This window comes from Tatumella sp. JGM91, from assembly GCF_018257575.1.
Lineage (GTDB): Bacteria > Pseudomonadota > Gammaproteobacteria > Enterobacterales > Enterobacteriaceae > Tatumella > Tatumella punctata.
The window spans coordinates 1-23,518 of sequence record NZ_JAERJP010000017.1; the positions used below are offsets into that span (position 1 = coordinate 1).

A 23,518-nucleotide genomic window follows, 5' to 3' on the forward strand; every position below is an offset into this window, starting at 1 on the left:
GCATATGGATACCGGGATAATGACTACTTCTTCCTGAAGATAAAAGCAGCGTTCCCCGGTAAAACGCGATGAACCAATAAAAAGCCCGCGGCAGTGAACTGGCGCGGGCTTTTTTAGCACAACATACGGTTAAGGACGATAAACTTTCACATTGGTGTAGCCTTGCTCGTGCAGGTACAGGGCCTGCAAACGGCTCATCACTCCGCGTTCACAATACAATAACCAGGTCCGGCTCTGGTCAAGTCCCGCGAACTGACTGCTCAGCTTATAGAACGGCAGTGACTGAATATCAACATTTCCGACACGCAGAGGCCGGTCCTCCTGCTCATCGATGGAACGGATATCCAGAATACTGTCATTCCCGGCAAAGGATGCTACTGTCTCGACCTCAGCCACTTCATCGGCGGTCTGCTCTGCAATTTCCCGGATATCGAGGTTGCTGGCTTCCTGCACCACCTTATCAAGGATACTGAAGTCAAACTTCTCCTCTTCGGCAAGAATTTTGCTCTTGATGGCTTTGACCGTCGGGCTTTTGGAAATCACACCGCAGTATTCCGGCATAGTGCGGGCAAAGTCTTCAGTACCGATCTCTCGGGACAGATTGATAATATGTTCTTTGTCATGGGAAATCAGTGGCCGCAGGATCAGCGTATCACTGGCATTATCGATCAGACGTAAATTAGTCAGGGTCTGGCTGGAGACCTGGCCAATGGCTTCACCGGTCACCAGCGCCTGGACACCATAGCGCTCTGCCACCATAGAGGCCGCACGTACCATCATCCGCTTCAGTACCACCCCCATCTGACCGTCATCAACGTTTTCGAGGATTTCACCGACTACCGGCTCAAAATCGATCGCCACAAAGCGCACACGGTGCGAGCGCCCAAAACGGTTCCACAGATAGTGTGCGACCTGACGTACGCCAATCTCGTGGGCTGCTCCTCCGAGGTTAAAGAAGCAGTAATGTACACGGCAGCCACGGCGCATCAGCATATAGCTGGAAACCCCGGAATCAAACCCGCCGGAAATCAGGGATAATACGTCTTCCTGGGTACCGATAGGGAAGCCACCGATACCTTCATAACGCTCAGTAATCAGTAACAGACGGTCATCTTCAATTTCCAGATGAACGGTCACCTGCGGATGGGTCAGTTTCACGGAAGCAGAGGCAATATTCTGGTTCAGACCGCCACCGACATAACGTTCCACGTCCTGGGAACTGAAATCGTGTTTACCGCGACGCTTTACGCGCACACAGAATGTTTTCCCTTGCAGGCTGTCACCGTATAAAGCGAGAGTCTGCTCAAAGATATTATGGACATCCGTATAGGTCTGTTCTTCAACCGCCAGAACATGATGGATTCCGGGGATACGGGTCAGTTCTTCGGCGATAACCGGTTTCAGATCTTCCCGCTTAGAGCGGACAACAATATGGTCCCAGTGACGAACGATTTTAATTTCTTCGTCGATGGTTTTCAGGATATTGCGAATATTTCCGTTAAGAATTTTAATAAAACGCAGTCGTACGGACTGACTCTTAATCGTAATTTCCGGAAACAGTTTTATGATAAACTTCATGGCGGCACAGGCTTATTCTGGGAAATAAGTGTTAATAAATACACACTTAACTGTTAAAATCAGGGTACTGCGGGCGGCAATTTCTTGTCCCGCGTCCAGGATGCACAAGTATATCACCTTTGTTAAGAGTCTGCTTCTGCTACCTCCGTCACATTGATCATTTTGCTAATCGTTCATGGTCAGCTACCATAAGCGACCACAAATGATTAAATAACTCATTGAGCCGGTACTGACTATGCCAAAAAAAACCGAACCCTCTGTCAGCTTTGAAAGCGCTTTACAGGAACTGGAAACTATCGTCCGGCGTCTGGAGACGGGGGAATTACCGTTAGAAGAAGCCCTGAATGAATTCGAAAAAGGGGTTAAACTGGCAAAAACCGGTCAGCAAACGTTACAAAAAGCCGAGCAACGGGTACAAATCCTGCTCAAACCGGATAATGACGCTGAGTTAACTGCTTTTAGCCCGGAAAAGAATTAATGGATTTTTCGACCTTACTCACCACCTGCCGTCAGCGGGTAGATAATGCATTAACAATACTACTGCGTGACCTGCCTTTTCAGAGTTCTCCTCTGGCAGAGGCAATGCAATACGGCGTATTGTTAGGCGGCAAACGGATGCGTCCGTTTCTGGTCTATGCCACCGGCGAAATGCTGGGAACACCGCCACAGGCGCTGGATATTCCGGCGGCGGCCATTGAATGTATTCATGCCTATTCATTGATCCATGATGACTTACCGGCAATGGATGACGATGCATTGCGCCGGGGTAAACCCACCTGCCATATCGCATTCGGTGAAGATACAGCAATACTCGCCGGTGATGCCCTGCAAACTGTCGCCTTTACGGCACTGGCTGACAAGCCAATGCCGGGTGTTTCAGACCAGTCACGGCTGGCAATGATTTCTGAACTGGCTGCCGCCAGTGGTGCCGGCGGGATGTGTGGTGGTCAGGCACTGGATTTGGCCGCCGAAGGTCAGTCCGTTTCTTTAGAGGCGCTGGAAACTATCCACCGCCATAAAACCGGCGCATTGATCCGCGCCGCCGTCCGGCTCGGGGCTTTATCTGCCGGTGAACGCGGCAGAGCCCTGCTGCCGGACCTCGACTGTTACGCCAATGCCATCGGCCTTGCCTTTCAGGTGCAGGATGACATTCTGGATGTTGTCGGCGATACAGACGTTATCGGTAAACGCCAGGGCGCTGATCTGGCGCTGGGAAAAAGCACGTATCCGGCATTACTGGGGCTGGACGGTGCGCGGGCGAAAGCCCGGCTTTTACACCAGGAAGCCATAGAAGCGTTGGATCGACTCGCCGCACAATCTTTAGATACGGCCTTATTAAGGGCCCTGGCGGGTTATATAATTGAACGTGATAAATAACATCTATAATGAGTCACTGATGAGTTTTGATACCACCCAATACCCGACACTGGCGCTGGCAGGCACAGTGCAGGAATTACGTCTATTGCCAAAAGAGAAACTCCCGGCCCTGTGCAATGAGTTACGCCAGTACCTGCTTGACAGTGTCAGCCAGTCCAGCGGACATTTTGCCTCAGGCCTGGGGGTCGTGGAACTGACGGTGGCTTTGCATTATGTCTATAACACCCCTTTTGATCACCTGATCTGGGACGTAGGGCATCAGGCATATCCGCATAAAATTCTGACCGGTCGCCGTGACCGCATCGGGACTATCCGTAAGAAAAATGGCCTGCATCCGTTTCCGTGGCGTGAAGAAAGTGAGCATGACGTGCTGAGTGTCGGACACTCTTCCACCTCCATCAGTGCCGGGCTGGGAATGGCGGTTGCCGCAGAAAAAGAAGCCGCCGAGCGCCGTACTGTCTGTGTGATTGGCGATGGAGCCCTGACCGCCGGAATGGCGTTTGAGGCCATGAACCATGCGGGTGATATCAAGCCTGATATGTTAGTTGTGTTGAACGATAACGACATGTCTATCTCAGAAAATGTCGGCGCACTGAATAACCGTGTCGCACAGATCCTGTCCGGTAAAACTTATTCATGGTTGCGTGAAAGCGGGAAACGGGTACTGACCGGCCTGCCCCCGATTAAAGAACTGGTAAAACGCACCGAAGAGCACCTGAAAGGGATGGTTTCTCCGGGGACGTTATTTGAAGAACTGGGCTTTAACTATATTGGTCCGGTGGACGGGCACGATGTCACAGGACTGGTTAGCGCATTAACCAATATGCGCAGCCTGAAAGGACCACAGTTCCTGCATATCATTACTAAAAAAGGCAAAGGCTACGCCCCGGCAGAAGAAGATCCTATTGCATGGCATGCTGTGCCTAAATTTGACCCGGCGAGGGGGGAGTTACCCAAGAGCAAGGGTGGCACGCCAACCTACTCGCAGGTTTTCGGTGACTGGTTATGCGAAACTGCGGCGACAGACAGTAAGCTGATGGCTGTGACTCCGGCGATGCGTGAAGGGTCCGGAATGGTGCGTTTTTCACGGGAATATCCGCGGCAATATTTTGATGTTGCGATTGCTGAACAACATGCGGTGACCTTTGCTGCCGGTCTGGCTGTGGGTGGATATAAGCCGGTAGTCGCTATCTACTCAACTTTCCTGCAACGTGCTTATGACCAGTTGATCCATGATGTGGTGATCCAGAAACTGCCGGTGTTGTTTGCTATCGATCGTGGCGGCATTGTCGGTGCTGACGGTCAGACTCACCAGGGCGCATTTGATATTGCTTTCCTGCGTTGTATCCCCGGGCTTTTGATCATGACACCCAGTGATGAGAATGAATGCCGGGATATGCTGCATACGGGCTACCACTATCAGCAGGGGCCGGCCGCGGTCCGTTATCCGCGGGGGACTGGTCGCGGGCTGGATAGCCGTGCTGCCGAATTACTGCCGCTGGGTAAAGGGGTGATTAAACGCCAGGGCGAGAAACTGGCTATTCTTAACTTCGGTACCCTGTTACCGGAAGCAGAAGCCGCAGCAGAGGCCCTGAATGCCACCCTGGTGGATATGCGTTTTGTGAAACCGCTGGATAATGCTCTGATCCTGCAAATCGCCGGACAGCATGAAAGTATTGTGACGCTGGAAGAAGGTGCAATCAGTGGCGGTGCTGGCAGTGGAGTGAATGAAGTATTGATGGCTGCCCGGCGTATGATACCGGTTTTAAATCTGGGTCTGCCGGATAAATTTATTCCTCAGGGAACTCAGGAAGAAATCCGTCAGGATCTGGGCCTGGATGCCGAAGGCATTCAGTCAGCAATTACTGAGTGGCTGAACCAGTAACCGCCTGATGGCGGACAGGGCTGACTGCCCTGTCCGTACAGTTTCCGGTACACAAGAGGACAGCGTCAGACCGGTAACAGCGTCGGAAAATAACGGGCCACGACAAACAGCAGCGCAGCAGAGAGTATCCCCGCCACAATATCATCAATCATAATCCCCATCCCGCCACCGACATTTCGGTCAAACCAGCGAATAGGCCAGGGTTTCCACATATCCAGCACCCGGAAAACGACAAAGCCAGCCGCCACCCATTGCCAGTGATGATTAGGGATCGCCATCAGGGTGATCCACATCCCGATAAACTCATCCCAGACAATACTGCCATGATCATGGACCCCCATATCCTTCGCGGTACGGTGACACAGGTAAACACCCACACAAATCCCGAACAGGACCACCAGATAATAAATATCCTGAGGCAGCAGGATCAGCAAATACCAGAATGGCAGGGCTGCCAGTGACCCCGCAGTACCTGGCATGACCGGACTCAGTCCGCTGCCAAAACCGGTAGCCAGCAAGTGCCAGGGATTACTCAGATGAATACGTGAAAGTATTTGTCGTCTATTTTCTGCCAAAATGATCATATCCTTTCAGGTCAGCTTTAACCGGCTTGCCCTGTTCCAGCAATACCAGCCCGTCCGCTTCAGGGGCTATCTGCCCGATACAATGATACCCCGTCCCCAGATGGTCAAGGGCGACGGCCAGTGCACCGCGGTTAACTTCCGGCACGGTGAAGCATAGCTCATAATCTTCTCCGCCATTCAGTGCCCAGCGCAAGGCCTGCGGTTTATCAAAACCGTCCAGCAGCGCCGATGAAAGCGGAATAGCATCAATATTCAGCCTGGCACCGACGCGGCTGGCTCTGAGAATATGACCGAGGTCAGATAACAGGCCGTCAGAAATGTCGACTGCTGATGTTGCCAGGTCACGCAAGGCCTGGCCCTGAAGGATGCGCGGCACCGGGCGCAGATGGCGTTTGATCAGGGCTTCATGGATAGCAGGATCGGCTATTTTATGATGGTGTTGTAACAGGGACAGTCCGGCAGCACTGTCTCCCAGGGTTCCGGTAACAAAAATCCAGTCGCCGGGTTTAGCACCTGAGCGTTTCAGTGCCCGTCCTGTCGGTACCAGCCCATGGATCCCCAGCGTCATGCTCAGCGGACCTCGGGTGGTATCCCCGCCAATCAGCTGCATATCGTAGTAATCCAGCAGCTCAAATAAGCTGTCACTGAAGGCCTGCAGCCAGTCTTCATCCGCGGATGGCAGGGTCAGTGCCAGAGTCAGCCACGCCGGGTCAGCCCCCATCGCCGCCAGATCACTCAGATTAACAGCCAGCGCTTTGTAACCCAGATCTGACGGATGAATATCCCGTAAAAAATGTATACCTTCCACCAGAGTATCAGTACTGATAGCAAGTACCTTTTTTTCAGGGACTGCCAGCAAAGCACAGTCATCACCGATGCCTTTAACCACATCGCGACGGGAACTGGTGACACGATTAAAATAACGAGCAATGAGCTCAAATTCGCCACAGGACATAAGCGGGTTCACTCAGCAGGTAAGTTAAAAACAGGTATAAAAAAGGCCGGAGAACCGGCCTTAAGATCGTTACTTGCGATTAGGACGAATTTGTGGCGCTGCTTTATCCAGAACACCATTTACAAATTTGTGGCTGTCTTCCGCACCGAACACTTTCGCCAGTTCAATAGCCTCATTGATAGCAACTTTATAAGGCACATCCGAGCGTTTGCTTAACTCATAGAGCGCGATACGCAGGGCCGCTTTTTCCACCTGCCCCAGCTCGTCAAGACGACGGGACAGATAAGGTTTCATCAAATCATCAAGATAGGCGCTGTTGGTCGCGACACCTGCCAGTAATTCACGGAAGTAGTTAACATCAACATCTTTGACGTCCTGTTCCGCCAGAAACTGGTATTCCACATCGGCAATGTCATTGTTGGATAACTGCCAGGAGTACAGTGCCTGAAGGGCACACTCCCTGGCACGGCGGCGAGCAGCAGGTTTCACAAAATTCCCCTTAAAATCAGGCGTTAATAGCTTTTAATACATTAATCATTTCAAGTGCGGTCAGTGCCGCTTCGGCACCTTTATTACCCGCTTTAGTACCAGCACGCTCAATAGCCTGCTCGATATTTTCGGTTGTTAATACTCCGAATGCCACCGGAATATCACTGTTCATTGCCACACTGGCGATACCTGAACTGGCTTCACCGGCGACAAATTCAAAGTGAGCCGTACCACCACGGATTACCGTTCCCAGTGCGATCACCGCATCATATTTGCCGGTTTTACTCAGCGCACGGGCTGCCAGTGGTAATTCATAAGCGCCCGGAACCCAGACCACAGTAATGTTATCAGCCTTCACCTGACCAATACGTTTCAGCGCATCAATCGCACCTTCCAGCAGGCTGTCATTAATAAAGTTATTAAAACGGGCAATCACAATGGCAATATTTGCGTCGGGTGTTGCTACTGCAGCTTCAATAATTTTCATAGGTTTCCTTTCAGGTATTAGTTGGGTCGCCCGGCAAGGGGGGCGAATTTTAGCATACTCTTTAGCGCTCTGCTCTCGCTTTTGCGCAAACTCTTAATCAGGACGTAAAATAACCCGCAAATCAGGGCCAATACGGCGCACATCTTCAAAACGGAAGGCCGGCGCATCCTTTAACGCGGTCATGCCGGGTAAAGCACACAGCCCTCTGGCCTCATTCCCCAACAGCTTCGGGGCAAGATAAACAATCACTTCATCTACCAGCCCGGCACGCAGCAATGCTCCGGCCAGGGTCGGCCCGGCTTCAGTCCAGACACTGTTTATCTGTTGTTGTCCCAGCAGCATCATCATTGCTACCAGGTCGGTGCCCCCCTGGTGCTGAGGCACAACAAACTGTCGCACGTCCTCAGGCCATTCTCCGGCAGGTTGTGAGCGCATCAGCCAGCTTTCCCCCGGCTGAGAAAATACCTGTAATGCCGGAGATAACTGCTGCTGACGGTCAATAATCACCCGGACTGGCTGACGAATATCCCGGCTATCGCCCATCAGAGCCAGACTGTCACTGTCCAGTTGCTGAGCCCGGACGGTCAGTGCCGGGTCATCGGCAATCACTGTGGCACTGGTGCTGAGGATCGCATGGCTGGCAGCACGGAAACGCTGTACATCACGACGGGATTCCGCAGACGTAATCCACTGGCTTTCGCCACTGGCCATCGCCGTGCGTCCGTCCAGAGAGGCGCCTAATTTCAGTTGCAGCCAGGGAAAACCGGTACGCATCCGTTTCAGAAAGCCGCGATTAATGTCCTCTGCCGCCTGTGACATGACGCCATGGCGGACCTCAACCCCCGCCTGCTGTAAGCGGTACAACCCACGGCCAGCGACCTGAGGATTCGGATCCTGCATAGCGGCAACGACCCGCGAGACCCCGGCAGCAATCAGGGCATCACAGCACGGCGGCGTACGGCCAAAATGGCTGCAGGGCTCCAGGGTCACATAGGCGGTTGCCCCTTTTGCCTGTTCGCCGGCGGCACGCAGAGCGTGCACTTCCGCATGAGGACCACCGGCACGCTGGTGCCAGCCCTCTCCCACGACCTTACCTTCACGGACAATCACACAACCTACATTCGGGTTAGGTGCGGTGGTGAAACGTCCCCGGCTGGCCAGCTCAAGGGCCCGGGCCATATATTTTTCATCAGACATGCTGTCAGTCCTGTAGTCTGGCAATCTCTTCACCAAATTCACGAATATCTTCAAAACTGCGATATACAGAAGCAAAACGAATATACGCGACTTTATCCAGCATTTTTAATTCATCCATGACCAGGTTACCCAGCATCTTACTGGGTACCTCACGTTCGCCGGTTGCCCGTAAATGAGCTTTGATCCGGTGAACTGCACTGTCCAAATCATCAGCACTGACCGGCCGTTTTTCCAGCGCCTTCATCATGCCGCGCAACAGTTTTTCTTCATCAAAAGGTTCGCGGACATCATCACTTTTTACAATTCTGGGCATCACCAGTTCAGCCACTTCAAAAGTGGTAAAACGTTCGTGACAAACCAGACACTGGCGGCGACGCCGGACAGATGATCCTTCGCTGACCAGACGTGAGTCTATAACTTTGGTGTCCACTGCGGCACAAAACGGACAATGCATGGCATATTCCCGGAGACTGATATTGAATAGCGCTAGTGTAACGCGAAGTCAGGGTTAACTAAATGTATTCAGCGACTGTAATATTGTTTTTGGCTAATCATCTTATTGTTACTTATAACCATAAGTCGCTATGCTTAACGAGTAGCAGCCCGATTTTACAGACCGTGAAACCTGAGGAGGAATGATGGGATTATTTAGTTTTGTTAAAGAAGCAGGCGAGAAACTATGGGATGCAGTCTCTGCAGATGCAGGGACTAAAATCCAGGATCACCTGACTAAACTGGGAATACCGGACAGCGACAAAGTAAAAGTGACCGTAAACGACGGCACAGCCACTGTTTCCGGCGACGGCCTGAGCCAGGAGCTGAAAGAAAAAATTCTGGTTGCGGTGGGTAATGTTGCGGGTATCACCCATGTTGATGACAAAATCAGCAGCAGCGATACGGAAACTGCACCGGAGTTTTATACGGTCAAATCCGGCGATACTCTGAGTGCAATTGCCAGGCACTGTTACGGGGATGCCGGTAAATATAACAAAATCTTTGACGCGAATAAGCCAATGCTCTCCAGCCCGGACAAAATCTACCCCGGCCAGGCACTGCGTATTCCCCGCGATTAACCCCGGATGATGAAAAAAACGCTACCGGGTGTAGTGATGTCCTCACTTCTGCTGGCCGGATGCAGTCATAACGTCCGTCCGGCAGAGACGCTGGGCACAACGGTCGGACAGCTTAACCAGTCCCTGAGCCATTTGTCTGAGCAATCAGCAGCCCTGGCCTTTCAGCACCGGCTGAATGCACAATCGACCCACGGAGCCTGGCTGTTACCGGCCGCCGGCAGCCCGGTAGTGCTGGAAGCTGACAGGGCGAGGTTGTTACTGCAACTGACGTCTGACAGTGACAGCAGCCAGCCGGTGCTGCAGGTGAAAAATAGCGGAACGCAGGTATTACCGCCCTTTCAGCTCAGCGCAATCGTGTCGGTAGTCTCTTCGGCACAGGACTACCGCACCCCACAGCCACAGAAACAGGCACCGCAGGAATTGTACCAGCCGGAAAGGCTGCCTCCCGGCAGTGAAGTCCGTTTTACTCTGCACGGGGTAGCACTCCGGTCACAGCAATCTCTGCTGGTCAATGTGCATCAGTTCCGGCCCGATTATCCGCCGGCCCGCTGATTAAAAAAAGCCGCCCGCACAGACTACTGCCAATCATTCAACTATCGGTTAAAAAATCCACTGACTGGTATAAAAGGGTTCCATGTTTATCATGGAGCCCTTTTTAAATGGAACTGACATTCCGCCATCCGGGAATGCTGAAACTGCCGCCGGGACGTCAGCCGGAGTAATCCGCGCCCCCCTTTAAAAACAATGCGGGGTGATTTTTTATCTTTATCCGGCATCAAATCCTTCGTGAAATAAATACATATTCAATGACGGAATAAACCAAATAGCTCATAAAAACAAATCAGCAAAATCAAAAAAACCTCTAAAGCAAAAAAACACATAACAATAGAAAAATAGGTTATTTAGCAGTGGATTGCGGCAGGTTTTTAATACTGATAATTTAAAAAAGGAAAATAAATAATGAAATAATTAATGGTATGGTTATGTCTTTAGTCAGCAAGAAAAAACAGTTAGGCTTTCTTACCCGTCTGCTGGATGATACTTCTGCACAGCAACGTTATCTGATTGCACTGCAACAAATTATACTCGCGGAAAAGCTGGGATACGATAATGCCTGGATAGCACAGCACCATTTTGACCGTGAAGAAGGTGGTTTACCGTCACCGTTTGTCCTGCTTTCAGCCGCTGGTCAGGTCACAAATAACATTACTCTCGGTACCGCAGTAATTACCCTGTCCTTTGAAAACCCTCTGCGGGTGATTGAAGACGCTACCGTACTCAATTTACTGCATAACCAGCGTCTGGAGCTGGGCCTGGGTAGCGGAGCCACCGATGCCACGTTTAACGGTTTCGGTTTACAGGCCGCGAATCGCCGGAAAATCTTTGGTGATAACTTTGCCCGGTTTCAGGAAATTCTGCGTAATAAACAGCAACTCTATCCGGCGCCGGAAAATTTGCAGCAGAAAACCTGGCTGGCAACGTTTTCTGAGCAAGGCGCTGCTCAGGCAGGAGCCGCGGGATATAGTCTGATGCTATCCCGAACCCAGCCACGTGTGGCCGGAGGAGAGATGTCGTTACTGGCTATCCAGCATCGGATTATTGACAGCTATCTGGCTGCATTACCCGCAGGGACGGAACCGCGAATTATGGTGTCCCGCACCGTACTGGTTGTCGATGAGCACAGTCAGGGCCAGCAATGGCTGGAAAGATTTATCAAAAAATTCGAAGAGAAATATACCGATCCGGCCAGCCAGGATTACTGTGCCCTGAATGAATTTTCCACCATTAAAGATGCTTATTACGGCACTCCGGACCAGGTAGGTCGTTTACTGGCGGAAGACAGTGTGCTGGAGCGTGCAACTCATATCGCCTTCCAGTCACACACTATTGAGCCTGATTATCGATTAAGTAACCGTTCACTGGAACTACTGATCGACGTGGTGGCAAAAAAGCTTGGCTGGAGAGACGAATAATGTCGCAGGAAACAATTTTTTCTGCCCGTAACCTTACGAAAAAAATAGCTAACAAAGAGATTCTCAGTCAGGTATCACTGGAAGCAAAGCGGGGAGAAATAATCACACTGATTGGCCCGAGTGGTTCGGGGAAAACAACTCTCCTAAGAACACTTAACTTATTATCACCGGCCGATAGCGGGATCCTTGAAATATCAGGAACTACTATTGACTTTGAGGTTAAAAATAAAAAACAGGAAGGACATATCCGGAAGAAAACGGGTATGGTTTTTCAAAACTATAACTTATTTAATAATCTAACCGCCTTGAAAAATATTACCGAAGGTATTATTTACGGCAAGAAAATTGCAGCACGCAAGGCACAAGAAATTGCGGTTAATTATTTAAAAGAAGTGGGGCTGACTGACAAAGCCGACGAATACCCTCGAAATTTATCCGGTGGCCAGAAACAGCGGGTAGGTATCGCCAGAGCACTGGCTTTGCAACCAGAAATCTTACTGCTTGATGAACCCACATCGGCGCTGGATCCTGAAAATATTGGTGGTGTTTTACAGCTTATCCGCAAGATTGCCGCTGCGGGTCAGACCATGATCATCTCGACTCATGAATTTTCCTTTGCCGAAAAAGTCTCCGGTAAGGTGGTGTTTATGGAAAACGGGAAAATTATTGAATCTGACACGCCGCAGGTAATTTTTCATGGGGCGAAAAATCAACGTACCCGTAACTTTGTTGATAAAGTAACGCATTACTAATATGGAAATCTTCAGCGAAGTTTTTATTAAATTATTGCTCGGGTTGGGAACCACGCTGGAAATTATCCTGTTTTCGGTGCTGACTGGTTTTGTGACTGGACTGCTGCTGCTGGCGCTGAGGTCATGCGGTGTGGCGGGCAGAACTCTGTATGGCCTGTATACCGGAGTGATGAGAGCTTCGCCTATACCGATCGTTATCCTGCTGTTTTATTTTGGCGGCAAATTCCTGTTGCAGAAAGCCGGCGCTGACATCACTGCTGTCCGTGACATCTGGTATGCCATCGGGGCAATTGCGGCGATTGCCGGGGCTTATTTTTCTGAGATTATCCGCTCGGGAATTCGGTCGGTTGATAGCGGGCAGGCAGAAGCTATTACTGCCAGTAATATTCCGCCACTGACCGGGTTTCTTAGAATCATTTTACCGCAGGCTTGTGTAATTTCGGTGGCAAGCTTTGCCAATCTTTTGATTACCATTGTAAAAATGACTTCCGTGGTGAATCTGGTGGGGATTAATGATGTGTTCGGTCTGGCGAAGCGAATTTCTAATGCCAGTTATGGAATGCTACAAATTCAGTCATTTATAAGCACGCTACTGATTTACTGGTTACTCAGTATGATCATTGCTGGTCTGCTGAAGATTCTGGAAAATAAATACCAGATCATTACGGGTAAATAGTATGAATATGTCATTTTTATTCAGCGCCACGCCATTTATCCTTAGCGGATTAGGCGAAACGCTGCAAATTATTCTGTTATCATTGTTATTCTCACTGATTGCCGGCGGAGTGGTTTGCCTTATAAGTCTGAAGGTAAAACACCGTCGCTGGCAGAATATTATTTTCCTTTACCTGTCACTGACCCGTTCCATCCCGGTTATTGTTCTGATGTATATGGTATTTTATACCCTGCCTTATCTGCTGGTTGCGGTATTTAACATGATGGGTATTCACGGAGTATCTGCCTGGAAACTGAAATTACCCGCGGATGTGGCGGCAATTGCTTCACTGGTATTTGTATACTCTGGTTATTTTTCTGAGTTTTTTCGTTCTGCCTGGTTTTCAGTAGACAGCGGGCAATCAGAAGCTGCCAGAACCGTTAATCTTCCCCAGTTCAGCAGTTTTCGGCGAATTATTTTTCCACAAATGATGGCCACGAATAGTCCGGCATTTTGTAACGTTATAATGGATTTGATTAAAGACTCGGCATTAGCTTCCACCATCGGGGTCATTGATGTGGTTGCTAAATCGAATATCATTTCAGCCCGGACATTTAATTATGTCGGCTCCTACCTGATTGTTTATATTGTGTTTGTTGTCCTGGGTTTGTTTTTTTCAAACGCTATCGATCTTATTATTAAAAAAACACTGGCAAAATATTAAAAGGAATACTCATGTCATTTAAAAAGTCACTTGCAAGCGCTCTGATAGTTTCAGGGCTGGCATTATCATCGTTTTACTCTTTTGCTCAGGCAGCTACGCAACAGATAAATGTCGCTATGGATAGCAATAACTATCCATTCTCTTATGTGGATGAGAACGGAGTCATTTCAGGTTATGATGGTGATCTGCTGAAAATTATTCAGAAGAAATTGCCGGAATATAAATTCACCTACAGCACCGTGTCTCAGGATGCTATTCTGACCGGACTCAAAACGGGCGCTTACGATCTTTCATCAAACCATTTTTATCTGAATAAAGATCGTGCAAAAAGTTTTGATTATTCACATCAGCCTACCGGCATCAGTGATTTAAGGCTGATTGTAAGAAAAGATGATAACAGTATCAACTCGCTGGACGATATTGCCAAAAAGCATAAAAAACTAAACCCGATTAATGTTAATGATGCCCGTTATACTGTCATTGAGCAGTACAACCGTGCGCATCCGGCAACCCCGATTACGCTGACACCTTCAGGTGAAGAATCCGCTTTAGATATGTTCCGCTCGGTCGATTCAGGTGAATATGACGCTGCTGTCTATCCTATCGGTGGCTACCTGTCACTGATCAGGAAAGTACCTTTAAATATCAAAGCTTCAGCCAGTGTCGGTCTGTTTCCGACCATTGTTCTGTACAAAAAAGGGGAAGACCCGGTACTGATCAGTAAGATTGATAATATCCTCCGGTCGCTAAAACAAGATGGTACGCTGGCGAAATTGTCTGAGAAGTGGTATCAGGAAAATGTGTATTCTTTGCCGGGTGCGGATAAGGTGGTCGTGAAAAACGATCTTTAGAGTCTGTCAGTCATTCTTTAAAAAAACGATCAGGGCACCGTCAGTGCCCTGTTTATCACTATTCACATCACTGTTTACTGTGGGTTACCGGAACCGGCGGATCCTCACTCTCTGATTCAGTCTTATACAGAAACTCCGTTACTGATTTATTAACCTGCTCATCAGTTCAGCCAGCACAGACCCATGCCAATCGTTTAACGAGCGGTTAAACGATCCACTGTCTGGTATAAAAGGGTTTCATGTTTAGTCAGCGTTGGCACAGCAGACAGAGTCTGGTAACCGGTGAACGCAGCGAAGTAAATTACCGGAAATGGCCAGATAAAAACTGTCAGGGGGACTGTCTGGCCTGCCAACTGAGTATCAGCAGAGTGATATTACGGCTGTTTCATCGGGGTGTTCCGGAGCATCTGAAACACATGTACCGCCATCCGGGAATGCTGAAACTGCCGCCGGGACGTCAGCCGGAACACGAACAGGAAACCCGGGGGTCCCCCTTTAAAAACAATGCTGGTCACCTTAAGTGACCAGCATCAGGCTGCCTTTTTTATCAGAACCGCTGGAAACCGCGACTAAGGAAGCAGCGATTTCTGATCAGCACCTTCTTTTTCGACCTTCTGCACCAGCATATGTTCACGTTTCATGCCCAGCTTCAGCGCCAGCGCGGAAGCCACATAAATAGAGGACACAGTACCGATAGTAATACCAATCAGCATGGTCAGAGAGAAGCCTCTCAGCAACTCACCACCAAACAGGAACAACATCAGAACAACCACCAGAGTGGTCGCCGACGTCATAATGGTACGACTCAGGGTCTGGGTGAGTGATACGTTGACGATATCGTAAGGCGTTCCGCGACGGATTTTACGGAAGTTCTCACGGATACGGTCCGATACCACAATACTGTCATTCAGAGAGTAACCGATCACCGACATCAGAGACGCGATAATCGTCAGGTCAATCTCAATATGGAACAGAGACAGTATCCCCATAGTAATGATGACATCATGGGCAAGGGCCAGTACCGCCCCCAGCGCCAGACGCCATTCAAAACGGAAACCGACATACACCAGGATACAAATCAGTGCCACCAGCAGCGCCATTGCCCCGGCCTGCGCCAGGTCACTGCCGACACTCGGACCGACAAACTCAATCCGTTTGACCACCGCCGTCTGATGGGTTGCCTGATTAATCACAGACACCACTTTATTGCCTAATTCCTGGCCGGAATTACCGGCGTTTGGCGATAACCGCACCAGGACATCACGGCTGCTGCCAAAGTTCTGGACCTGGGGCTCCATAAAGCCGGCGTGTTGCAACGCCTGGCGCATAGTATCCAGTTCACCGGGGTTTTCGAGAGTGATCTCAATAACAGTACCACCGGTGAAGTCCAGACCCCAGTTAAAGCCACGGACGCCCATAACAATCACAGAAGCTACCAGCAGTAACCCGGAAATGGCGAAGGCCAGATAATCCCAGCGCATGAAGTCATACACTTTACGGCCATAATTTAGTTGCTCAACATCATATTGCTGTGCCATTACCCACTCCTAAATTGACAGCTTATTGATACGTTTGCCGCCATACAGCAGGTTCACGATAGCACGTGTGCCCACAATCGCTGTAAACATGGAGGTCGCCACACCAATGGCCGTCGTAATCGCAAATCCTTTGATTGATCCGGTACCGACAGCATACAGGATAATCGCGGTGATCAGGGTTGTGACATTGGCATCAACGATACTGGAGAACGCACCACGGTATCCCTCATGAATCGCCTGCTGAACACTGCGGCCATTTCTGAGTTCTTCTTTGATACGTTCATTAATCAATACGTTAGCATCTACTGCCACCGCAAGGGTCAGTACAATCCCTGCAATACCCGGCATAGTGAGTGTCGCACCCGGCAGCAGGGACATGATACCGACAATCAGTATCAGGTTTACAATTAACGCCGAGGTAGCAATAACACCGAATTTTTTGTAGTAGATAACCATAAACAGAATGGATGCAATCAGTCCCCACAGGCAGGCATGCAGACCCTGGTTGATATTCTGTTGTCCCATCGTCGGGCCAATGGTCCTTTCTTCAACAATCTGAATCGGTGCAATCAGCGCACCGGCACGCAACAGTAAAGATAACTGGCGGGCTTCGTTCGGATTATTGATACCGGTGATACGGAAGCTGTTTCCAAGACGTGACTGAATATTCGCCACGTTAATCACTTCTTCTTCTTTCTCCAGAATCGCACGGCCTTTGGCATCTTTCTTACCACTGTCTTTATACTGCACAAACAGGGTCGCCATCGGTTTGCCGATATTATCTTTGGTATAATCAGACATCATGTTTCCACCGGCACTGTCGAGGGAAATATTTACCTGAGGCTGATTGTACTCATCCATGCTGGAGGTAGAGTCAGTGATATGGTCACCGGTCAGAATCACTCGTTTGTACAGCACAACCGGCTGGCCATCACGGGTCATTTTCACTTCTGAGTCGCCGGGAATACGTCCCTGCGCCGCAGAAGCCGCATCGACACTGGTATTGACCGGACGGAATTCCAGGGTAGCAGTCGCACCAAGAATTTCTTTAGCACGGGCCGTATCCTGAATACCCGGCAGTTCGACCACAATCCGATCAGAACCCTGACGCTGAACCAGAGGTTCGGCAACACCCAGTTGGTTCACACGGTTACGCAAAATATTAATATTTTGCTGTACCGCATACTCACGGGCTTCGCTCAGCCGGGCATCGGTCATCACGGCACTTAAACCAGTGCTGCCGTTGCTCTTAATCACTAAGTCATTGTGGCGCGGACTCAGATAACTGATGGCACGGTCACGGTCAGCCTGATTAGCAAAACTGATAGTGACACCATAGTTATCGGCTTTACCAATGGTGGTATAAGGGATTTTCTGGTCACGCAACTCGCTGCGCAGGCTGTCTGAGTTCTGTTCCTGCAGCTTGCCCAGTGCAGTATCCATATCAACTTCCATCAGGAAGTGAACACCGCCCCGTAAATCCAGCCCCAGTTTCATCGGTTCGGCAGACAGCATGGCTAACCATGGCGGTGTCGCCGGAGCCAGGTTCAGGGCGACAACATAGTTTTCGCCTAATCCGCTGACCAGTGCTTCACGGGCACGTAACTGGATATCAGTATTAGAGAAACGGGCAAGAATGGCACCATTCTCCAGGGCAATGGATTTGCTCTGGATCTTGTCCTGGCGGAGAATATTCTGGATCTGATCCAACGTTTGCTCACTGGCGGCGGCACCCCGCGCACCAGTGATTTGCACGGCCGGATCCTCTCCATACAGGTTGGGAAGTGCATATACCAGACCGACGATAAGGATCACGATCAGCATGATGTACTTCCACAAAGGATAACGGTTTAACACGGCAATTCCCTTAGGGGAGAAAAAATTACAGCGCCTTCATTGTGCCTTTCGGCAGAACGGCAGCTACGAAATCACGTTTGATCACGACTTCAGTCGTATCGTTAAGCGCAATAACCACATATCCGGTATCAGAAACTTTACTGACACGGCCGACCAGTCCGCCGTTAGTCAGTACTTCATCGCCTTTAGCAATCGAGTCCATCAGTTTTTTATGATCTTTAGAACGTTTTTGCTGTGGGCGTAAAATCATAAAGTAAAAAATCAATCCGAAAACCACCAGCATGATCACCAGAGAATACGGACTTCCCTGAGACGGAGCACCGGCAGCAGCAACTGCGTCAGAAATGAAAAAACTCATTAAATTTCCCTCATTGGATTTATAGTCAAACGTTCAGGGCCGGGACGTCTTTGCCGGTCCTTTGGTAAAAGTCAGCCACAAAGTGCTCTAATTTACCGTCTTCAATAGCTTTACGTAAACCCGCCATCAGACGCTGATAGTAACGCAAATTGTGAATAGTATTCAGTCTTGCGCCTAAAATTTCATTACAACGGTCCAGGTGATGCAAATATGCACGGCTGTAATGACGACAGGTATAACAGTCACATTCGGCATCCAGCGGCGAAGTATCGTCTTTATGCTTCGCATTACGAATTTTGACAATCCCGTCGGTAACGAACAGATGGCCGTTACGGGCATTACGCGTTGGCATCACACAGTCGAACATATCCACACCACGGCGCACACCTTCCACCAGGTCTTCCGGTTTACCCACCCCCATCAGATAGCGGGGTTTGTCTTCCGGAATCTGCGGACAGACATGTTCAAGGATGCGGTGCATGTCTTCTTTCGGCTCACCGACAGCCAAACCGCCCACAGCGTACCCATCAAATCCTATATCTACCAGCCCTTTAACAGAGACATCTCGTAAATCTTCGTAAACACCGCCCTGGATAATACCGAACAATGCATTTTTGTTACCCAGTGCATCGAAACGGTCACGGCTGCGTTTCGCCCAGCGCAGAGACATCTCCATAGAGCGTTTTGCATAGTCGTGATCCGCCGGGTAAGGGGTGCACTCATCAAAAATCATCACGATATCAGAACCGAGATCATGCTGAATTTCCATGGATTTTTCCGGGTCGAGGAAAATCTTATCGCCGTTAATCGGGTTACGGAAATGCACACCTGCTTCGGTGATTTTACGAATATCCCCGAGACTGAAGACCTGGAAGCCGCCGGAATCAGTCAGAATCGGCCCCTGCCACTGCATAAAATCATGCAGATCACCGTGCAGCTTCATAACTTCCTGACCCGGACGCAGCCACAGATGAAAAGTATTGCCCAGAATAATCTGTGCACCCGTATCTCTGACTTCTTCCGGAGTCATCCCTTTGACCGTGCCGTAAGTCCCGACCGGCATAAACGCCGGCGTTTCCACCACACCACGATCGAATACTAACCGGCCGCGACGGGCACGGCCTTCGGTGTTCATTAATTCAAACTTCACACAACCTCCACCAGAGAAACAGTCTGATGTTAATAATTAAACATCCGGATAACGGCTGACACCTGGCCAGCCGCAGGTTTACTCCCCGACCTGCTGCTCAGCAGCGGCCGGGTTTTTAGTAATAAACATCGCATCGCCATAGCTGAAAAAGCGATATTGCTGCTCTACGGCCTGACGATAGGCCTCCATTGTCTGGTGGTACCCGGCAAATGCCGATACCAGCATAATCAGGGTTGATTCAGGCAGATGGAAGTTAGTGATCAGAGCATCAATCACCTGATACTGATATCCCGGATAGATGAAAATTTGCGTGTCATCAAAAAACGGGGCAATTAATGCCTGTTCAGCCGCGCGGGCAGCACTTTCCAGAGAACGTACCGAGGTGGTGCCGACCGCAACCACTTTATTACCCCGGGCTTTACAGGCCAGAACAGCATCCACCACATCCTGAGGCACTTCTGCATACTCAGAATGCATTTTATGATCTTCAATGGTATCCACCCTGACCGGCTGGAAGGTCCCCGCCCCGACATGCAGGGTAACAAAGGCCATTTCCACGCCCTTCTGACGCAGGGCCTGTAACAACGGCTCATCAAAGTGCAGCCCTGCGGTCGGCGCCGCAACCGCTCCCGGCCGGGCACTATACACGGTCTGATACAACTCCCGGTCAGACTCTTCGTCCGGCCGATCGATATACGGCGGCAGGGGCATATGACCGACCTGGTTAAGAATATCCAGCACTGCCCGGTCATCCCTGAAAGCGATTTCAAATAGCGTATCGTGCCGGGCGACCATAGTCGCGCTGATACTTTCATCATCCCCCAGCAGTAATTCACTGCCGGGTTTAGGCGCTTTTGAGGCACGGACATGGGCCAGCACACGGTGATCATCCAGCATACGCTCAACCAGTACTTCAATTTTACCGCCACTGGCTTTACGACCAAATACTCTCGCAGGGATCACGCGGGTATTATTGAAAACCAGTAAGTCACCGGCGTTCAGCTTGTCCAGGACATCGGTAAAAACCCCGTGAGTCACCTCTCCGCCGGGACCGTCAAGGGATAGCAGACGGCAACCACTCCGGTTGGGCTGGGGATAATGAGCAATTAATGACTCTGGCAGGTCAAAATTAAAATCAGCTACGCGCATGGCGGAATATTCCGGGCAAAAAAACAGGCGACATAGTGTAGCGGAAAAGCAGCCATTACTGAACCACTGGCTGTGACGCTAAAGATTTGCCTATAATAGCCTATGAATTTTCTAGCGCACCTGCACCTTGCCACCCTCTCAGAAAGCTCTCTGTTAGGGAATCTGATGGCTGATTTTGTCCGTGGCGACCCCTCGCAGCAGTGGGATGTTCCGGTGGCTGATGGTATTCGTTTGCACCGCCGGCTCGACAGCCTGACCGACCAGTTGCCGGAAGTGCGTGCCGCCCGCCAGCTATTCCGTCAGGAAACCCGCCGCGTATCGCCCGTCACTCTGGACGTTATCTGGGATCATTTCCTCGCCCGCGACTGGAACCTTTATTGTCCGGACATCGCGCTGGGCGATTTTTGTGATCAGGCGGAACAACAAATCCGGCCGTTTTTAACCCGTACCCCGGCAGAATTTCGCGCCCTGAATCAGTGGATGTGGCCTGAACGGTGGCTGGAAAAATATGCCCGTAAAGAGCGGCTGGAAGTCGTGTTACAAGGAATGGCCAAAAGACGACCTAAACTGGAAAAGTTACGCCACTCTTATCAGGATTTTACCGACAACTACGCCGCCCTCGATCAGCTTTTTTCTGAGTTTTATCCCGGACTTATGCAATTGGCTAGCGAAAAAAGGCTGTAAAAGCCTGCGCTGGCTGTCATACTCTTGTCTGCAAGTAACAGGATAATTTTTGCGAGAGCTGGCTGCTCTGCTACGCCAGTTTTTTTAACCCCTAAGCGATTGGAGTGATTATGGTACTGGTTACCCGTCAGGCCCCTGACTTTACGGCTGCTGCCGTACTGGGCAATGGTGAAATTGTTGAAAATTTCAACTTTAAAAAACACACTGCAGGTAAACCTGTGGTGCTGTTCTTCTGGCCAATGGACTTCACCTTTGTCTGTCCTTCCGAATTGATCGCGTTCGACAAACGTTATGCTGAGTTCCAGAAGCGTGGTGTGGAAGTGGTTGGTGTTTCCTTCGACTCTGAATTTGTGCATAACGCATGGCGTAACACCCCTATCAACGATGGCGGTATCGGCCCGGTAAAATATGCCATGGTTGCGGACATCAAACGTGAAATCCAGCAGGCTTACGGCATCGAACATCCGGATGCAGGTGTTGCACTGCGTGGTTCATTCCTGATCGACAAAGACGGTGTAGTTCGCCATCAGGTAGTTAACGATCTGCCATTAGGCCGTAACGTCGACGAAATGCTGCGTATGGTTGATGCGCTGCAATTCCACGAAGAGCATGGCGAAGTATGTCCTGCACAGTGGGAAAAAGGCCAGGAAGGTATGGGCGCATCCCCGGAAGGCGTCGCTAAATATCTGACAGCCAACGCCGGTAAACTGTAATACCGCTGGCTGATAACCCGCTCCGGCGGGTTATTTTTTATCTGTTCCTTCCCCCGTCATCCTCTGCCCCTCCCCCCCAACTGAGAGTAAAGAAATGTATTCCCCGCCGATATCGGGTTTTGTTATTCGCACTCTGTCGCCGGAGGCTTTAAGCTTACCCTGATGAGATAACATAAACACAGGGAGACTTATGCAACAACAAATTACCGACTGGCTTCTGGCGTTAGGACTGACGCACTACACCAATACATTCGCGGTGGTTGCAGTCATAGTGGCGATTATTTTTATTTCACTGATTATTCATCTGATACTGCACAAATGCCTGCTGCCGGTATTTAAATACCGGGCAGAAAAAAGCCCCCACCAGTGGCCAAAGGCTCTGTTACGTAACCAGTTATTTCACCGTGTCGCCTGGATGATACAAGGAATATTATTCCAGTTGCTGACTCAAATCATGCTCGACAATAATACGGCCGTGTTCAATACCCTGATGACCGTCGGGGAACTCTGGACCATTCTGTTTGCCATGCTGATTGGGTTTTCGCTGCTGGATTTTATTCAGCACGTTTCTGCCAACAGTATGCTGGCACGCCAGCTGCCATTGCGGGGAATTCTGCAAAGCGTCAAACTGGTGACTGCTATCCTGATAAGCATTCTGATGATTTCGGTACTGCTGGGTAAATCACCGGGGGTCTTGCTGACAGGGCTGGGTGCCATGACCGCCGTATTAATGCTGGTCTTTAAAGATCCGATCCTCGGACTGGTGGCCGGTATCCAGCTGGCAGCAAACGATATGCTGAAACTGAATGACTGGCTGGACATGCCTAAATATGGTGCGGACGGTGCAGTAATCGATATCAATCTGACCACCGTTAAAGTCCGTAACTGGGATAATACGATTGTCACTATTCCGGCCTATGCCCTGATCTCTGACTCTTTTAAAAACTGGCGAGGAATGTCTGAGTCCGGCGGGCGGCGGATAAAACGCAGCATTAATATTGATACGACCAGTATCCACTTTTTGTCCGCGCAGGAAGCTGATCAGCTCAGTAAAGCCCGGCTGCTGGTGCCTTATCTGGACAAAATGCGGGAAGAAGTGTCTGAATGGAATGCCGAAAATGCCAAAGACAGCCAGTCTCCGCTCAATTACCGGGCACTGACCAATGTGGGAACGTTCAGGATCTGGCTGGAGAACTGGCTGCGTATCCACCCTAAAATCCATCAGGGGATGACGCTGATGGTTCGTCAGCTGGCACCGACTGAAAACGGCTTGCCGATCGAAATTTACGCGTTTACCAATACCACCGTCTGGACTGAATACGAACAAATTCAGAGTGATATTTTTGACTATATCTACGCGGCACTGCCGGTGTTTGGCCTGCGGGTACATCAAAGCCCTACCGGCAGCGATGTGCGCTCATTGGGCAGCCAGCTGGCTGCTGTCGTGACCGCAGAAACCGCTGCACATCGCCAGGACATATCATCCTGA

Annotated in this window: 25 protein-coding genes; 13 read left to right on the forward strand and 12 right to left on the reverse strand. The window is 50.1% G+C overall.

Features of this window, described 5'->3' with window-relative positions; all coding sequences use genetic code 11:
• Positions 1-129: 129 nt before the first annotated feature.
• Positions 130-1,578, reverse strand: a complete 1,449-nt coding sequence (gene thiI, locus JK198_RS12190) for a tRNA uracil 4-sulfurtransferase ThiI (RefSeq protein ID WP_212710678.1) — start codon at positions 1,576-1,578, stop codon at positions 130-132.
• A 235-nt stretch (positions 1,579-1,813) separates the two neighbouring features.
• On the opposite strand from thiI, the gene xseB reads away from it, so the two are divergent.
• The 3 genes from xseB to dxs are packed head-to-tail and all read left to right on the forward strand — an operon-like array spanning position 1,814 to position 4,840.
• Positions 1,814-2,056 (forward strand): exodeoxyribonuclease VII small subunit, encoded by a 243-nt coding sequence (gene xseB / locus JK198_RS12195; RefSeq protein ID WP_212707925.1) that lies wholly within the window; start codon positions 1,814-1,816, stop codon positions 2,054-2,056.
• A complete protein-coding gene (gene ispA / locus JK198_RS12200) occupies positions 2,056-2,955 on the forward strand; it encodes a (2E,6E)-farnesyl diphosphate synthase (RefSeq protein WP_212707924.1) in 900 nt (299 codons plus the stop codon). The genes xseB and ispA overlap by 1 nt, the downstream gene beginning before the upstream one ends.
• Positions 2,956-2,974: 19 nt before the next feature.
• On the forward strand, positions 2,975-4,840 hold the full coding sequence (gene dxs / locus JK198_RS12205) for a 1-deoxy-D-xylulose-5-phosphate synthase (RefSeq protein ID WP_212710679.1): 1,866 nt from the start codon (positions 2,975-2,977) through the stop codon (positions 4,838-4,840).
• Between the two features lie 65 nt (positions 4,841-4,905).
• Here dxs and pgpA read toward each other — a convergent pair whose 3' ends face one another.
• From pgpA to nrdR, 6 genes are all read right to left on the reverse strand, one after another.
• Positions 4,906-5,424: a phosphatidylglycerophosphatase A gene (pgpA, locus tag JK198_RS12210; RefSeq protein ID WP_212707922.1), complete on the reverse strand. Its 519-nt coding sequence runs from the start codon at positions 5,422-5,424 to the stop codon at positions 4,906-4,908.
• Positions 5,402-6,379 (reverse strand): thiamine-phosphate kinase, encoded by a 978-nt coding sequence (thiL, locus tag JK198_RS12215; RefSeq protein WP_212707921.1) that lies wholly within the window; start codon positions 6,377-6,379, stop codon positions 5,402-5,404. Before thiL ends, pgpA begins: the two co-directional genes overlap by 23 nt.
• Positions 6,380-6,448: 69 nt before the next feature.
• On the reverse strand, positions 6,449-6,868 hold the full coding sequence (gene nusB, locus JK198_RS12220) for a transcription antitermination factor NusB (RefSeq protein ID WP_212707920.1): 420 nt from the start codon (positions 6,866-6,868) through the stop codon (positions 6,449-6,451).
• 16 nt (positions 6,869-6,884) lie between these two features.
• Positions 6,885-7,355 (reverse strand): 6,7-dimethyl-8-ribityllumazine synthase, encoded by a 471-nt coding sequence (ribE, locus tag JK198_RS12225; protein ID WP_212707919.1) that lies wholly within the window; start codon positions 7,353-7,355, stop codon positions 6,885-6,887.
• A 93-nt stretch (positions 7,356-7,448) separates the two neighbouring features.
• Positions 7,449-8,552, reverse strand: coding sequence for a bifunctional diaminohydroxyphosphoribosylaminopyrimidine deaminase/5-amino-6-(5-phosphoribosylamino)uracil reductase RibD (gene ribD / locus JK198_RS12230; RefSeq protein WP_212707918.1), 1,104 nt, complete (start codon positions 8,550-8,552; stop codon positions 7,449-7,451).
• Positions 8,553-8,556: 4 nt separating this feature from the next.
• Complete coding sequence (gene nrdR / locus JK198_RS12235) at positions 8,557-9,006, reverse strand: transcriptional regulator NrdR (protein ID WP_212707917.1); 450 nt, start codon at positions 9,004-9,006, stop codon at positions 8,557-8,559.
• Positions 9,007-9,190: 184 nt separating this feature from the next.
• Between nrdR and lysM the strand changes: the two genes are divergently transcribed.
• The 7 genes from lysM (at position 9,191) to JK198_RS12270 (ending at position 14,580) form a co-directional block, all read left to right on the forward strand.
• On the forward strand, positions 9,191-9,625 hold the full coding sequence (gene lysM / locus JK198_RS12240) for a peptidoglycan-binding protein LysM (protein WP_212707971.1): 435 nt from the start codon (positions 9,191-9,193) through the stop codon (positions 9,623-9,625).
• Between the two features lie 36 nt (positions 9,626-9,661).
• Positions 9,662-10,177, forward strand: coding sequence for a DUF3251 domain-containing protein (locus JK198_RS12245; RefSeq protein ID WP_212710680.1), 516 nt, complete (start codon positions 9,662-9,664; stop codon positions 10,175-10,177).
• Between the two features lie 431 nt (positions 10,178-10,608).
• Entirely contained in the window at positions 10,609-11,598 is a 990-nt protein-coding gene (locus JK198_RS12250) for an LLM class flavin-dependent oxidoreductase (RefSeq protein ID WP_212710681.1), read from the forward strand.
• Positions 11,598-12,350 (forward strand): amino acid ABC transporter ATP-binding protein, encoded by a 753-nt coding sequence (locus tag JK198_RS12255; protein WP_212710682.1) that lies wholly within the window; start codon positions 11,598-11,600, stop codon positions 12,348-12,350. The genes JK198_RS12250 and JK198_RS12255 overlap by 1 nt, the downstream gene beginning before the upstream one ends.
• A 1-nt stretch (position 12,351) precedes the next feature.
• Complete coding sequence (locus tag JK198_RS12260; protein WP_212707913.1) at positions 12,352-13,026, forward strand: ABC transporter permease subunit; 675 nt, start codon at positions 12,352-12,354, stop codon at positions 13,024-13,026.
• Position 13,027: 1 nt separating this feature from the next.
• Positions 13,028-13,729 (forward strand): ABC transporter permease subunit, encoded by a 702-nt coding sequence (locus JK198_RS12265; protein WP_212710683.1) that lies wholly within the window; start codon positions 13,028-13,030, stop codon positions 13,727-13,729.
• 11 nt (positions 13,730-13,740) lie between these two features.
• A complete protein-coding gene (locus JK198_RS12270) occupies positions 13,741-14,580 on the forward strand; it encodes a transporter substrate-binding domain-containing protein (RefSeq protein WP_212707911.1) in 840 nt (279 codons plus the stop codon).
• A gap of 569 nt (positions 14,581-15,149) precedes the next feature.
• On the opposite strand, the gene secF is transcribed toward JK198_RS12270, so the two are convergent.
• From secF to queA, 5 genes are all read right to left on the reverse strand, one after another.
• The gene (secF, locus tag JK198_RS12275) at positions 15,150-16,118 is read right to left on the reverse strand and encodes a protein translocase subunit SecF (RefSeq protein WP_212707910.1); all 969 of its coding nucleotides are present in this window, start codon (positions 16,116-16,118) and stop codon (positions 15,150-15,152) included.
• Positions 16,119-16,127: 9 nt separating this feature from the next.
• Entirely contained in the window at positions 16,128-17,975 is a 1,848-nt protein-coding gene (gene secD, locus JK198_RS12280; RefSeq protein WP_212707909.1) for a protein translocase subunit SecD, read from the reverse strand.
• Between the two features lie 25 nt (positions 17,976-18,000).
• On the reverse strand, positions 18,001-18,333 hold the full coding sequence (yajC, locus tag JK198_RS12285) for a preprotein translocase subunit YajC (RefSeq protein WP_212707908.1): 333 nt from the start codon (positions 18,331-18,333) through the stop codon (positions 18,001-18,003).
• A 25-nt stretch (positions 18,334-18,358) separates the two neighbouring features.
• Positions 18,359-19,483: a tRNA guanosine(34) transglycosylase Tgt gene (tgt, locus tag JK198_RS12290; RefSeq protein WP_212707907.1), complete on the reverse strand. Its 1,125-nt coding sequence runs from the start codon at positions 19,481-19,483 to the stop codon at positions 18,359-18,361.
• 78 nt (positions 19,484-19,561) lie between these two features.
• Positions 19,562-20,632 carry a tRNA preQ1(34) S-adenosylmethionine ribosyltransferase-isomerase QueA gene (queA, locus tag JK198_RS12295; RefSeq protein WP_212707906.1) on the reverse strand — a complete coding sequence of 357 codons (1,071 nt, stop codon included), beginning with the start codon at positions 20,630-20,632 and terminating at the stop codon, positions 19,562-19,564.
• A 102-nt stretch (positions 20,633-20,734) separates the two neighbouring features.
• Here queA and JK198_RS12300 point away from each other — a divergent pair, with 102 nt between their 5' ends.
• From JK198_RS12300 to JK198_RS12310, 3 genes are all read left to right on the forward strand, one after another.
• Positions 20,735-21,316 carry an ACP phosphodiesterase gene (locus JK198_RS12300; protein ID WP_212710684.1) on the forward strand — a complete coding sequence of 194 codons (582 nt, stop codon included), beginning with the start codon at positions 20,735-20,737 and terminating at the stop codon, positions 21,314-21,316.
• Between the two features lie 110 nt (positions 21,317-21,426).
• Positions 21,427-22,029 (forward strand): peroxiredoxin C, encoded by a 603-nt coding sequence (locus JK198_RS12305; protein ID WP_212707904.1) that lies wholly within the window; start codon positions 21,427-21,429, stop codon positions 22,027-22,029.
• 190 nt (positions 22,030-22,219) lie between these two features.
• A complete protein-coding gene (locus JK198_RS12310) occupies positions 22,220-23,518 on the forward strand; it encodes a mechanosensitive ion channel domain-containing protein (RefSeq protein WP_212707903.1) in 1,299 nt (432 codons plus the stop codon).

Excerpts from the sequence above, each read along its gene's own strand:
- JK198_RS12260 (WP_212707913.1), top strand. The coding sequence starts at position 12,352 with ATGGAAATCTTCAGCGAAGTTTTTATTAAATTATTGCTCGGGTTGGGA.
- nrdR (WP_212707917.1), bottom strand. The coding sequence starts at position 9,006 with ATGCATTGTCCGTTTTGTGCCGCAGTGGACACCAAAGTTATAGACTCA.
- lysM (WP_212707971.1), top strand. The coding sequence starts at position 9,191 with ATGGGATTATTTAGTTTTGTTAAAGAAGCAGGCGAGAAACTATGGGAT.
- ribE (WP_212707919.1), bottom strand. The coding sequence starts at position 7,355 with ATGAAAATTATTGAAGCTGCAGTAGCAACACCCGACGCAAATATTGCC.
- ribD (WP_212707918.1), bottom strand. The coding sequence starts at position 8,552 with ATGTCTGATGAAAAATATATGGCCCGGGCCCTTGAGCTGGCCAGCCGG.
- JK198_RS12265 (WP_212710683.1), top strand. The coding sequence starts at position 13,028 with ATGAATATGTCATTTTTATTCAGCGCCACGCCATTTATCCTTAGCGGA.
- yajC (WP_212707908.1), bottom strand. The coding sequence starts at position 18,333 with ATGAGTTTTTTCATTTCTGACGCAGTTGCTGCTGCCGGTGCTCCGTCT.
- JK198_RS12310 (WP_212707903.1), top strand. The coding sequence starts at position 22,220 with ATGCAACAACAAATTACCGACTGGCTTCTGGCGTTAGGACTGACGCAC.
- queA (WP_212707906.1), bottom strand. The coding sequence starts at position 20,632 with ATGCGCGTAGCTGATTTTAATTTTGACCTGCCAGAGTCATTAATTGCT.
- secF (WP_212707910.1), bottom strand. The coding sequence starts at position 16,118 with ATGGCACAGCAATATGATGTTGAGCAACTAAATTATGGCCGTAAAGTG.
- thiI (WP_212710678.1), bottom strand. The coding sequence starts at position 1,578 with ATGAAGTTTATCATAAAACTGTTTCCGGAAATTACGATTAAGAGTCAG.
- thiL (WP_212707921.1), bottom strand. The coding sequence starts at position 6,379 with ATGTCCTGTGGCGAATTTGAGCTCATTGCTCGTTATTTTAATCGTGTC.
- JK198_RS12245 (WP_212710680.1), top strand. The coding sequence starts at position 9,662 with ATGTCCTCACTTCTGCTGGCCGGATGCAGTCATAACGTCCGTCCGGCA.
- dxs (WP_212710679.1), top strand. The coding sequence starts at position 2,975 with ATGAGTTTTGATACCACCCAATACCCGACACTGGCGCTGGCAGGCACA.
- pgpA (WP_212707922.1), bottom strand. The coding sequence starts at position 5,424 with ATGATCATTTTGGCAGAAAATAGACGACAAATACTTTCACGTATTCAT.
- JK198_RS12255 (WP_212710682.1), top strand. The coding sequence starts at position 11,598 with ATGTCGCAGGAAACAATTTTTTCTGCCCGTAACCTTACGAAAAAAATA.
- JK198_RS12250 (WP_212710681.1), top strand. The coding sequence starts at position 10,609 with ATGTCTTTAGTCAGCAAGAAAAAACAGTTAGGCTTTCTTACCCGTCTG.
- xseB (WP_212707925.1), top strand. The coding sequence starts at position 1,814 with ATGCCAAAAAAAACCGAACCCTCTGTCAGCTTTGAAAGCGCTTTACAG.
- JK198_RS12300 (WP_212710684.1), top strand. The coding sequence starts at position 20,735 with ATGAATTTTCTAGCGCACCTGCACCTTGCCACCCTCTCAGAAAGCTCT.
- JK198_RS12305 (WP_212707904.1), top strand. The coding sequence starts at position 21,427 with ATGGTACTGGTTACCCGTCAGGCCCCTGACTTTACGGCTGCTGCCGTA.
- JK198_RS12270 (WP_212707911.1), top strand. The coding sequence starts at position 13,741 with ATGTCATTTAAAAAGTCACTTGCAAGCGCTCTGATAGTTTCAGGGCTG.
- ispA (WP_212707924.1), top strand. The coding sequence starts at position 2,056 with ATGGATTTTTCGACCTTACTCACCACCTGCCGTCAGCGGGTAGATAAT.